The 12,472-nt window shown below is 45.2% G+C and carries 8 protein-coding genes; 7 read left to right on the top strand and 1 reads right to left on the bottom strand.

The annotated features are described in order from the left end of the window. Positions 1-38: 38 nt before the first annotated feature. The 7 genes from CS562_RS05435 (at position 39) to CS562_RS05405 (ending at position 11,548) form a co-directional block, all read left to right on the top strand. Positions 39-965: an ABC transporter permease gene (locus CS562_RS05435; protein WP_082935088.1), complete on the top strand. Its 927-nt coding sequence runs from the start codon at positions 39-41 to the stop codon at positions 963-965. A 12-nt stretch (positions 966-977) separates the two neighbouring features. After that, complete coding sequence (locus CS562_RS05430; RefSeq protein WP_099854195.1) at positions 978-1,874, top strand: carbohydrate ABC transporter permease; 897 nt, start codon at positions 978-980, stop codon at positions 1,872-1,874. A 62-nt stretch (positions 1,875-1,936) separates the two neighbouring features. After that, positions 1,937-3,589: an extracellular solute-binding protein gene (locus CS562_RS05425; protein ID WP_099854192.1), complete on the top strand. Its 1,653-nt coding sequence runs from the start codon at positions 1,937-1,939 to the stop codon at positions 3,587-3,589. Between the two features lie 142 nt (positions 3,590-3,731). After that, on the top strand, positions 3,732-5,741 hold the full coding sequence (locus CS562_RS05420) for a glutaminase family protein (RefSeq protein ID WP_099854190.1): 2,010 nt from the start codon (positions 3,732-3,734) through the stop codon (positions 5,739-5,741). A gap of 23 nt (positions 5,742-5,764) precedes the next feature. After that, positions 5,765-8,986, top strand: a complete 3,222-nt coding sequence (locus CS562_RS05415; protein WP_257219382.1) for a glycosyl hydrolase — start codon at positions 5,765-5,767, stop codon at positions 8,984-8,986. A gap of 256 nt (positions 8,987-9,242) precedes the next feature. After that, positions 9,243-10,817 carry a glucose-specific PTS transporter subunit IIBC gene (gene ptsG / locus CS562_RS05410; RefSeq protein ID WP_099854186.1) on the top strand — a complete coding sequence of 525 codons (1,575 nt, stop codon included), beginning with the start codon at positions 9,243-9,245 and terminating at the stop codon, positions 10,815-10,817. 5 nt (positions 10,818-10,822) lie between these two features. After that, on the top strand, positions 10,823-11,548 hold the full coding sequence (locus CS562_RS05405; protein ID WP_099854184.1) for an N-acetylmannosamine-6-phosphate 2-epimerase: 726 nt from the start codon (positions 10,823-10,825) through the stop codon (positions 11,546-11,548). Positions 11,549-11,594: 46 nt separating this feature from the next. Here CS562_RS05405 and CS562_RS05400 read toward each other — a convergent pair whose 3' ends face one another. Then, the gene (locus CS562_RS05400) at positions 11,595-12,449 is read right to left on the bottom strand and encodes a MurR/RpiR family transcriptional regulator (protein ID WP_218966723.1); all 855 of its coding nucleotides are present in this window, start codon (positions 12,447-12,449) and stop codon (positions 11,595-11,597) included. Positions 12,450-12,472 lie beyond the last annotated feature (23 nt).

Here is a 12,472-nt window from a genome sequence, read left to right as displayed (position 1 = left end):
TGGTTGACCGTCCATCATGAGAAAGGAGAGGTTGGAATGTGATCAAGACACGAGTGAGCAACAATCGATTGATGAAACGAATCTGGCAGCATAAACTCTTTTATTTGTTTATGCTGCCCGGAATCGTCTGGTTTTTCCTGTTCTCCTATGTACCGTTATATGGAATTCAGGTTGCTTTTAGGGATTACAATTTCGTTGGTGGATTCACCGGAAGTCCATGGGCAGGCCTTAAGTACTTTCAACAGTTCTTCAATTACTATCAATCCGGTGACATCATCCGTAACACGATCATCATCAGTCTCATGAAACTGCTAATTGGCTTTCCGATGCCAATCATTCTTGCACTCCTCTTAAATGAAGTTAGAATGATTAAATTCAAAAAGACGGTTCAGACCCTTTCCTACTTACCTTATTTCGTATCCTGGATCGTTGTGGTTACGCTGATGCAACGACTCCTAACGCCATATGGGGGACCAGTCAATGACTTATTAGGTTCATTTGGAGCCGAGTCGATCCAGTTCCTAAACAATCCAACATGGTTCTATCAGATGATCGTCGGTTCAGACATTTGGAAGAATATCGGTTGGAATTCCATCATCTTTATGGCCGCGATTGCGGGTATTGATCAGCAGCTTTACGAAGCTGCCAAAATGGATGGTGCGGGACGCTTCAGACAGATGTGGCATGTATCGCTTCCAGGTATCCGCAATGTAGCTATCATATTATTCATACTCGCTGTGGGCAGTCTGATGAGCGCAGGTTATGAACAACTGCTTCTCCTGAATGGACCGGCAACCGCAAGCCTTGGCAGTGTACTGGACGTGCATGCCATTAACTCTGGGATTCGAGAAGGACGTCTCAGTTACGCTGCAGCTGTCGGACTATTCCAAAGTGTTATTGCACTCATTCTGGTTGTAACCGTTAATCGCATCGCCCGCAAAGTCAGTGATGTATCCCTGTTCTAAGGAGGTGACCTTATGGAACGAAAATGGTCCATATTCTCGGTGCTTAACTATATTTTTCTTGCTTTGGTTGGATTCTCGATGATTTACCCGTTTATATATATCTTGGCTTATTCACTGAACGACGGTAAGGATTCGATGCAAGGCGCGATTTATTTTCTTCCCCGCCAATTCACATTGGATAACTATGCTCAGGTATTCGATAACGCACGGATCTGGAAGGCATATCAAATTACGATTATGCGCACCGTGCTGGGTACTTTTCTCCACGTTGTATTGTGTACACTCATGGCCTATGCACTTTCCAAAAAAACATTGCCAGGTCGCTCCTTTTTTACCTTTTACATCTTTTTGCCTACGATTTTCAGCGCAGGATTCATCCCGTTCTTCATTACGCTTCAAAAACTGCATCTGATTAATAGTTTCTGGGTATACGTTCTGCCCATGTTGTTCAACTTCATGCACATCATCATTATTCGGACATTCCTGCAAGGCATACCGGAGGAACTGGAGGAATCGGCGCGTATTGATGGGTATGGAGATTTTCAAATCTTCGTACGTATCATTCTGCCTCTTTCCGGGCCGGTACTTGCAACGATCTCGCTGTTCATTGGGGTAGCCCACTGGAATGACTGGTTCTCTGGCGCCTACTACGTATCTAACAAAGATTTGATACCGGTACAGACCCTACTGCAAGAAATGCTGACAGAAGCAGAGGCATTATCCAATTCGATGCAGCGTGCAGCACAGCAGGGTGGTCAGACGGTTGGTGGAGTCGGTGGAGCAGGAGCAACACCTGAATCACTTCGAATGGCATTGCTTGTCATTACGGTTTTCCCAATCTTATGTATATATCCGTTTCTGCAACGATATTTCGTGAAGGGGGTTATGATTGGTTCGGTTAAAGGGTAGATCATCCTGACCTGAATTTGCTAGAGCTTTACCGAGATCATTTATTCAAGGAGGCGATTGGTTTGAACAGGATTTGGTCGAAAGGCGCATCCATCTTGCTCGTGTCCATCATGGTTGGAGGTTTGCTGAGCGGTTGCACGGATTCATCAGGGAATGGGGAAGGCGCAGAAGGGGAGAACGGAAGTAAACTCAAAATCTTGCACAATTGGAATGGCTCAGGCGGATCGGATAATGGGATAACCCCTGTCGAGGAAGTCATCAAAGAGAAAACTGGCGTCACATTAGAGTGGGAATATACGAAAGGCAGCGAGACGGAGAAAGTAAACCAGATTTTCGCCACACAGGATTTGCCGGACATTTACACCGGACCTGCATGGGGCGGCGAGCTGGACGGGATCATCAAGGCTGCCAAAGAAGGACAGCTGGTAGATATATCCGATAAATTGGGGGATTACCCAAACCTGGCGAAATCCATTGCAAAAGAGAATGTGCCGCCAGCATTGTATGAAAAAGCGATAGATGCGTATGACGGCAAAAAATATTTACTTTTACAAAATCAGCCCGCAACGAACGAAGACGGCATGGATTGGCTGTATGGCTTCTATGTTCGCAAAGACATCGCTGAGAAAGTCGGCGTGGATCCTCAGTCTGTCGTGACGAAGGAAGACTTCTATAACTTCCTCCAAAAAATCAAAGATGCCAACCTGAAGGAGAGCGGTCAGCCCGTGTTTCCACTGGGAGGCTTTAGTAACGGATGGTCCGTAGGCATCGGAAACACGATGTTCTATTCGGGTGCAGGCTATGTAGACAAAGGTGACGGAACGGTAGAACATAACTTTTTCACCAAAGGATACGAAGAATACACGCTGTTCTATCGTAAACTGGTCGAAGAAGGGCTGATGGACCCCGAAGCCTTTACTCAGACGGATCCTATTGCTAAAGAAAAAATTAATCAAGGACGCATTGCTATCCTTGCCGCACATTATCCGGCCATTTTGGACGCCTCCAAAGAATATGTTACTTCACATCCTGGAAGCGATTACATCCCACTCGGACCATTGGAGAGGGCTGATGTTGACCCGAGCCGGCCTGTTGATCTTGGCATTCAAGGAAACAACGTAACGGCTATCACCAGTAGCTGCAAGGGCGCGTGTGTAGATGCAGCGCTCAAGTTTCTCGATTACATGGCTTCTGACGAAGGCTTCATGCTGGCCCGGTACGGAGTTCAAGGGGTTCATTGGGATATGAAGGATGGTAAACCTGTACCGAATAAAGAATGGTTCGATAAGTTTACAGCAGATCAATCCGGTAAAGTTCGCAAAAACGAGGGCATTTCCATTGGGCTGGAATCGATTACGGGGCTTGACCGGATCAATTCGGCAGCAGGTGGCGACATCTGGGCAGACCAGGAAAGACTAGATGCCATGGAAAATGCCCGGAAAATCCTGCGTCCAAACGGCATTCAGGTAATTACAGCCTACAACCCGGGCGATGTGATCACCAAATCACCGGAATGGGAAATGTTGAAGCCTTCCATGGACCGGATGGGAGATGCCTGGAAGGAAGCCATTTTCGCAAAATCGGATGAAGCGGCCCTTAGCATTATCAACGACCTCAGGGAACAGCTTCGGAAGACTGGTTACGATCAAGCGATGCAGTTCACCAATGAGAATCTGAAAGGAAAAGATATCGTAACTGTTCAAATGCCGAACTGATGCTGAAGGGTTAAATTACCGATTATTACGGAAATCAAATAGGCTTTGCAGCGCCTTGGTTAACAAGGCGAGCGAAGCCTTTCCTCTTTGGATTAAGAAGCACAGTTTTCGTTGGAAAAATGAATTGAAGGAGATGTAATAAATGACGACGTTTAGACCACCTTCCGTACCTTTGATCACGGTAGACCCTTATTTTAGCGTATGGTCTGCTGCTGACCATCTCTATGATGATCACACCAGGCACTGGACGAACAAAACTCAAGGTATGGTTGGCATGATTATCATTGACGGCAAAATCAGAAGGTTTATGGGGAAAGTAGGCGTTCGCGAAGCTTCAACCGTTGAGGAGCCTGACGTGCTCAATCAGACGAATCTAACCGTTGAGCCGGTGACTACCCGTTACACCTTTGAAGGAGAAGGCATCGAACTTGAGGTTCATTTTACCACACCCCTATTGCTCGATGATCTTGAACTGTTATCCAGACCTGTGACGTATGTTACGTTCCATGTTCGAGCGATAGATGGTCAAGGCCATCAAGTGAAAATCTATTTTGATGTGACAGGTGAATGGTGTGTACATACTCCTGATCAGCAAGTCACCTGGGAGTCTCATGTAATTAATGAACAGTTACACGCCATGTCTATAGGAACGGTGGAACAACCTATATTAAAACGTGCCGGAGATGATACGAGAATAGACTGGGGTTATATGTATCTGGTGGTTCAGCGATCTCATCAATCTCAATCGGTCATCCATGCGGTATCCAAGCGTGAGGAGTATGCCCGGTCAGGTCTTTTTAAGACAGGAGATGATTCTATCCAGCCAAAGTCCATATCTGGCGATATGGCTATTATGGCAACTGAAATGGATTTGGGTCTTATCCATGAAGAGCCAGCATCCCGCTACCTGATGCTCGCCTATGATGATATTCATGCGATTGAATATTTTCACAAACCGCTGAATGCGTATTGGAAGAAAAATGGTATGACATTTGAGGAGATGCTGGTAAAAGCAGCGGATCAATATGAAGAGGTAGTACAACGATGCGACCGCTTTAATCGGGAACTCTTAACGGAGAGTCAGGCTACAGGTGGGAACCAATATAGAGACATTCTGGCATTGACCTATCGGCAAGCGATTGCTGCACATAAACTGGTTGCTGATGAAGCAGGAGAAGTATTATTTTTCTCCAAAGAGAATTTTAGTAACGGCTGTATCGCGACGGTGGATGTGAGCTACCCCTCGATTCCGTTGTTTCTGAGGTATAACATCGAATTGGTCAAAGGTATGATGCGTCCAATCTATAAGTATGCCGAAAGCACGGATTGGACGTTTGATTTTGCTCCACATGACGTGGGGACATACCCTCAAGCTAACGGCCAGGTTTACGGAGAGAACAAACTTGAATACCAGATGCCTATCGAGGAATGTGGCAATATGCTCCTGATGGCAGCAACGGTAGGCAAATATGAGAAGAACGCGGAATTTGCACGTGAGAACTGGGGACTTCTCACAACATGGGCTTCATATTTGCTGCAACATGGACTGGACCCTGACAATCAACTGTGCACGGACGACTTTGCCGGACATCTGGCACACAATGCGAACTTATCGATTAAAGCGATATTAGGCATTGCCGCCTATGCGTATATGTGTGATGAACTTGGTTTGCCGGATGGTGCCGTTTATCGTGAAGCGGCTGCAAAAATGGCAGAGGAGTGGTCCTCCATGGCGACAGCAGGTGATCACTACAAGCTGACTTTTGACAGCTCGGATGAGTCATGGAGCATGAAATACAATCTGGTGTGGGATCGTTTGTTGGACCTCAACCTTTTCCCAAAAGAAGTGGCTGCTAAAGAGTTGGCGTATTATCAGCTAAAACAGAATCGATATGGCGTACCGCTGGATAGCCGTGAGACATACACCAAGTCCGATTGGCTCGTATGGTGTGCCTCCATGAGCGAAACGCAGCCTCAGTTCGAACAGATGATTTCACCTCTGTGGGACTTTATGAATGAAACATCGAGCCGTGTACCTGTAACAGACTGGTATGACACCATCACCGGAAAGCAGTTAAATTTTCAAAATCGGTCGGTTGTCGGTGGATTTTTCATTCCTTTGCTGAGAAAGACATCTGTATCAAAATCATGATGAGATCAGGTGATGAATTGGAGTTGAAAATCACGGATATTCATAAATTACAACAGCAGTTCAAAAATCCTGAGGCGACGTATCGTCCACAGCCCTTTTGGTTTCTGAACCACAGTTTTAGCAAGCCAGAGCTAGAAAACCAAATTCAATCCATGGTTGAAGCGGGGGTTGGCGGCGTTGTATTGCATGCACGTCACGGGATGCAGGCCTCGTACCTGTCAGAAGAGTTCATGGATACGCTGGATTTCTGCACAAAAGAGTGCCAGAAGCGTGATATGGTTGTCTGGCTGTATGATGAGGACAATTGGCCGAGCGGAACACTGGGAGGTAAACTGACCAGGCAGTATCCCGAATATCGGATGAGATACTTGAGGGTTGAGGAACGAAGATATTTACACGATGCACAGCAGGAAATGTTATCTCTCGATTTTGCCACCTACGCTAACAATGAACTCATCGCAATTCTCGCTTATCGTGCCATCCAGCAAGAAGGGGAATGGCTGATATATGATCAACCTGAGGATATTACAGAGTTATGCGGACAGGAATGGAAGCCTGATAACGACGAGGATTATATTATACTTGCCTGCTGGTCCTGTGAAATTGCTGAAGGGATCACGTTTGCAAAAGGGTATTATCTGGACACGTTGAACCCGGAAGCCGTGCAGGCTTTCATTCAGTCGGCATACGAGCCGTTTCAGCAATTTCAGCCTCATTTCGGTGTGACCATTCAAGGTGTATTCACGGATGAACCTGGGCTCATGATCCACGACGGTTTTTTTGGAGTCGAAGCCATCCGAACGTCGGTTCAGGATGTGAATGCAACTCTGCCCGGAATCGTATTCGCTTGGACACATGGGATGGTGGAGCGGTATGAGCAGGAGAACGGATATGATCTGATTCCAAGATTAGGCGCGTTGTTATATGGTATGGCCGATGGCTGCAGGTCTGCGAGGCAGGACTATTATGATACGATTACCCGTTGGTATGTGGAAGGTTATCATGAAGCTATTCGTTCGTGGTGTGAATCACACAGCTTGCTGTACATCGGCCATACGCTGGAAGAACCCGTCTGGGGGCAGGCTCGGTCGCAGGGTAATCAAACCCGTGTCTTGCAGCAGTTCCATTATGCGGGTGTGGACTACCTAACACATGGAATCGGTACAAAGGAGAATCCACATCGTATCGTATCCGTAAAGACGGCCGCGTCTGTCGCACAGTTGGATGGGAAAAAAAGAGTTATTTGTGAGTCATTTGGTGCAAGCGGTCATGCCTATGCCATGCGACAAAGGCGGCTTGATGCCAATTTCATGGCATTTTTGGGTGTTAATTTATTTATCCCGCATGCATTTTACTATTCATTTGCAGGGTATCGGAAAACGGATTTTCCACCTACGGAATTCAAGCATGCACCGCATTGGCCACATTATCGGACTTTTGCCGATTATCTTGGTCGGTTGAGTGTACTGGGTTCTTCCACGAAGCGTACACCTGAAGTACTTCTGTTATCACCGATCCACACGGTATATGAGCATATGTTCTTATCCGGTGAATCGAACCAGCATCCAGCTGCGGATCAACTGTTTTCATTATTGTCAGACCGCATGCTGCGCAGCTCTATTGATTACGATTATGTGGATGAGTGTCAGCTCAGGGAGGCGAAGATTACTCATGCTGGAGGATATCAGTTTAACGGAGTACTAAACGAATATTCGATTTTGATTTTGCCGGAAATTACGGTCATGTCTGTAGATATCGCAAAACAGCTTGTGACCTTTGTAAACCGTGGTGGAACGCTTATAGCGGTTGGGGCAATTCCTTGTGATAGTAAGCGACAGCGCCAAGATCCGGAATTACGGAAGTATATGAACGAACTATATGGCTCCGATCCTCAGCCAGGGGAATTACAAGCGATTGGCAAAGGGTACAGCCTATTCTATTCCATGAAAAACACAGCTCATAACGACACACTTATGAACTTTTGTGTTCAGTTAAGAGAGTTAACGACATCATCACCAGCCATTGCCTGGAAACAGATCGAGGGGCAAGCTGAGGATCTCATTAGGGTTGAACGCAAAATTGAAGATCATGTGCACACATGGCTGATGAACTGGTCGGAGCAGCCCGTGACCATTCAACTCCATCAGAAACCTGTGAAAGACCACATAGAAGAACAGATGGAAGAATGGAACTTGGAAAACGGGGATATAAACCCGTTGAGTCAAGATGCTGTTCTAACATTTGTACCGGGAGAGCTTCGGGTTCTATCCGTTAGACCGGATCATGTACCTGATCCGCTTCACACTGAAGATTCGACGCATCCCAAACCGCAAGAGCCTATAAATCATAAAGTGCAACATACCACCGATGTGTTGGTACTAGGTGATCCTTGGCAGTTTCAGACCGTCGAACCCAATGTGCTTGTGTTAGATCAGTGGAAGGTCACATTGAATGACCGTCAGTCCAGAATGAATGCAACGATGCCAGGCCAAGTCAACACGTACCGGACAACATTTGTCGTAACAGAAGAATGGATCGAGCTTGTGAAATCACAGCGAGATGCAGTCTATTTAAACGAACCTGGAAATGAGCAGATCTTCACGATCGAGCTAATCCTTGACGATATCGAGCAAAAAATCCCATCCCATATTGGTTTCCTCCAACGCAGACGTAATGTTGAAATCTTTATTAATGGAATACGGATGGAAGCACTCCAGCCTTCACTGTGGCAAGATACTCATTACGCTGGTGTGGATATTACCGAACATCTGGTGAAAGGCGAGAATGAGCTTGAAGTTCTCACGGTTTCATTGCTGGAACCTATGCCAGCCATTTCCTTTCCTGCTTATCTGGTTGGTTCATTTGCTATACAAAATCAGACTACATTAACCACTGAACCTGAACAAATGACTGGGGTTTGGAATGTTGAAGGTTATCCTTTCTATTCGGGAGCAGGAGTGTACACACAGCAAGTGGATTTGTCTGGTATCAGCTTGAATACGGCCAATGAAATTTGGCTGGAAGCGGAAGACATTAGAGAGACGGCTTGCCTGTACGTGAATGGGGAGCAGGTTGGCATCCGGTTATGGCCACCCTATCATTGGAACGTCATGTCTTACATGCTGCCAGGTAATAATGTAATCGACATTCATGTGGCTAATACACTGGAGAATCTATACGGAAAGTCATCACTACCTTCGGGCATGAATGGGCAGGTAAAACTTGTAACTAAAATATTAAAATAATGCACGAATCAGGTTTAGGTTTTGGATTCGTCGGGAAAGAATATGAACACATTAAAGTCGCCATATTGGCGGCTTTTTTTGCATTTGAACAAAAAGACTGAGCTTTACTTCGCTGGAAATAATTATATTTGAACCGAGTTATTCATCAAATGATAAGACCTCACACGTAATGAAAGCGATTTAAAATTGTGTTGACGAAAACCATTTTCATAATTATTATGTAAATGAAAATAGTTTTAGAGAGGTGGATATCACTGTGAAGCAATATTTTGAGAAGGCTCAGAAGTTTGGTAAATCGTTTATGCTTCCTATTGCTGTTTTACCGGCGGCGGGTCTATTACTGGGGATTGGAGGGGCTTTGTCCAACGCCAATACGATTAACTCGTATCCATTTTTGCAGATCACATGGTTGCAGCAAGTGTTTACGGTGATGAGCAGTGCAGGAAGTATTGTGTTTGATAATTTGGCATTAATCTTTGCTATAGGTGTGGCTGTTGGACTCGCTAGAGCGGACAAAGGTACAGCAGGATTGGCAGCTGGACTTGCCTATCTGGTCATGAATGCATCGATCAATGCGATGCTGGTCAATTCGGGGAAACTTGCCGCGGATCATTTGGCTAGTGCTGGTCAAGGTATGGTACTTGGAATCCAAACCTTGCAAACTGGTGTACTCGGAGGGATTGTTGTCGGATTGGTTACCGCATGGCTTCATCATCGGTACAACAAAATAGAACTTCCTCAATTCTTAGGGTTCTTTGGAGGATCACGTTTCATTCCTATCGTTTCATCTTTTGCGGCCATCTTTATTGGTATTGCTTTGTTCTTGATCTGGCCAACCATCCAGCTCGGCATAACGCAGCTTGGAGGTTTGGTCGATAGAACTGGGTATATCGGAACACTGTTATACGGATTTGTTTTACGGATGCTGGGTCCACTTGGGTTGCACCACATCTTTTATCTGCCTTTCTGGCAGACGGGAGTTGGAGGAACAATGGAGGTTGCGGGAAAAGTTTACGAAGGAACACAGAATATTTTCTTTGCTCAACTGGGAGATCCTGCAACCGAGAAGTTTTTCTCGGGTACATCCCGATTTATGTCAGGACGTTTTATCACGATGATGTTTGGTTTGCTCGGTGCGGCACTCGCTATTTATCATACGGCCAAGCCTGAACGTAAAAAAGTAGTTGGCGGATTGATGTTGTCTGCGGCACTCACTTCGTTCTTGACAGGAATTACGGAGCCTCTGGAATTCTCATTCCTGTTTGTTGCTCCAATCCTGTATGTCATTCACGCCGTATTTGATGGATTGGCATTTATGCTTTCACATATTTTTGAGATTACAATCGGTCAGACTTTTTCAGGTGGATTAATCGACTTTATCTTATTCGGGATACTTCAGGGTAATGCCAAAACGAACTGGATTATCGTTCCCATCATCGGTGTGGTCTGGTTCTTCCTTTATTACTTCACCTTCCGAATCTTGATCGTGAAGCTCAATTTAAAAACTTCGGGACGTGAGGAAGAGGTAATATCAAAGCCAGACGCCAAAACGCAAAGTCAGCTCTCCAATACACCCGCATCAACGAAAGGTGAAGAACGCTCTATCGCCATTCTGAATGGACTTGGCGGTGCAGACAATATTAACGAATTGGATTGCTGTGCAACACGGCTTCGTGTATCCGTGAAGGATATCGAGAAGGTTCAAAAGGATGCGCTTACAGCTACGGGAGCCAAAGGGGTAGTACTTGTCGGTAACGGAGTGCAGGTTATTTATGGCCCTCAGGTTACCGTGATCAAAAATGAAATCGAAGAAATTATGGAAACGGAGTAATTGCAATGAATGTAGAAAAATTAGATAACTTAGGTTTACAAGGTGGTCTCGTTGTATCATGTCAGGCTTTGGAGCACGAGCCACTTCATAGTTCGCTGATTATGGGACGCATGGCAGTCGCGGCAAAAGAGGGGGGAGCGATCGGTATTCGTGCGAATACTGCTGTAGATGTGAAAGAGATCAAAGAACAGGTTGATCTTCCCGTCATAGGTATTGTGAAAAGAAACTACGGAACCAATCCCGTATTTATTACACCAACGATCTTGGAAGTGGATGAACTTGCCGAGGTCCATGCAGAGATTGTTGCGGTTGATGCCACTTTGCGTGCACGGCCGGACGGTAAATCACTGGATGAATTCGTACATGAAATTCGCACCAAACATCCTCAACTTCTATTAATGGGGGATATTGCAACGAAAGAGGAAGCCGTTAATGCAGAACGACTTGGTTTTGACCTGATCTCCTCTACATTGGTCGGATATACAGAGGAGACAGCAGGGATTAAACTGTATGATAATCAATTTGCAGCTTTGAAAGAAATTCTAACTAGCGTACAGACGCCTGTTGTTGCGGAAGGGAATATCATGACACCGGAGATGGCGGCAACGTGTCTGGAAGCTGGAGTCTATTGTGTCGTTGTTGGTGGAGCCATTACGCGTCCTCAACAAATTACGGAGCGTTTTGTCTCTGAAATTGCCAAATTGAAAAAAACTTCTCCTTCTGTCCTATAAAAAAGAGAAGTTAACAAACAGCCAACGAATCAAGTTGGCTGTTTTGTTATTCAGCAGAATATAGAGCTTTTAACGTTTGCTGCCGCGCACTAAGTAAATGTTCATCCTCAAGTAATAGCAGTGAAATCACATCCAGGATGTAAATAATGGCCAACTGGCTGTTGATAAAGTTCACATCTCCGGTTCGCCCAATATCCGGTGTGAAAATGCACAAATCCGAGATTTCGGAGAGGGGGGTGTGATCAAAATTAGTAATTCCAACAACTTTGCTTCCTCTTTTTTTGGCAGCATTTAATGCATCACTGACTTCTAAGGTTCGTCCTGAATTGGATAAACCAATAACCAGATCATCTTCCCCCAAAAGAGAAGCACTCATGATCATCATGTGTGAATCCGTCACCGCATCAATGACGATATCCATCCGCATTAGTCTGTATTTGAACTCCAGAGCAGATAAACCTGAACTTCCCAAACCATACACATAGATTCTGCGAGCTTTTTTTATGTACTGGACCACTTGTTCGATTCTGTCGGTATCCAGCATTTCTGCGGTTGCGTTGATGATATCATTGTGGATCTGCTGTGTTCTTATAAAGAAATCCGTTTGATTGCGGGGTTGATCCACTTCACGGTTAAGTCGAATTTTAAAATCTACAAAGGTAGAACAACCTACTTTTTTACAAAATCGAGTAATGGTTGACATGGAAGCATTGGTGTAAGCAGCCAAATCCCTAATATTAATATTATTAATGGATGATTTATTACGCATCACATAATCAGCTATTTCCTTTTCTTTCGTTGAAAAACGTTGATATTCAAGCTGCAGCATGTCGATGACACTAGATGACATTATGATTCCCCTTTCCCAGAACATGTTAACTTTTGTATAGTCTATCCTCATTAGTCTACTTCCTAAAAGCCAAT

The sequence above is a fragment of the Paenibacillus sp. LK1 genome (genome assembly GCF_002750415.1).
Lineage (GTDB): Bacteria > Bacillota > Bacilli > Paenibacillales > Paenibacillaceae > Paenibacillus > Paenibacillus taichungensis.
This window is presented reverse-complemented; position numbering and strand designations above follow the sequence as displayed.

Bases quoted from the DNA above. Each gene is read 5' to 3' on its own strand.
- CS562_RS05430 (WP_099854195.1), top strand. From the start codon at position 978: ATGGAACGAAAATGGTCCATATTCTCGGTGCTTAACTATATTTTTCTT.
- CS562_RS05420 (WP_099854190.1), top strand. From the start codon at position 3,732: ATGACGACGTTTAGACCACCTTCCGTACCTTTGATCACGGTAGACCCT.
- CS562_RS05405 (WP_099854184.1), top strand. From the start codon at position 10,823: ATGAATGTAGAAAAATTAGATAACTTAGGTTTACAAGGTGGTCTCGTT.
- CS562_RS05400 (WP_218966723.1), bottom strand. From the start codon at position 12,449: ATGAGGATAGACTATACAAAAGTTAACATGTTCTGGGAAAGGGGAATC.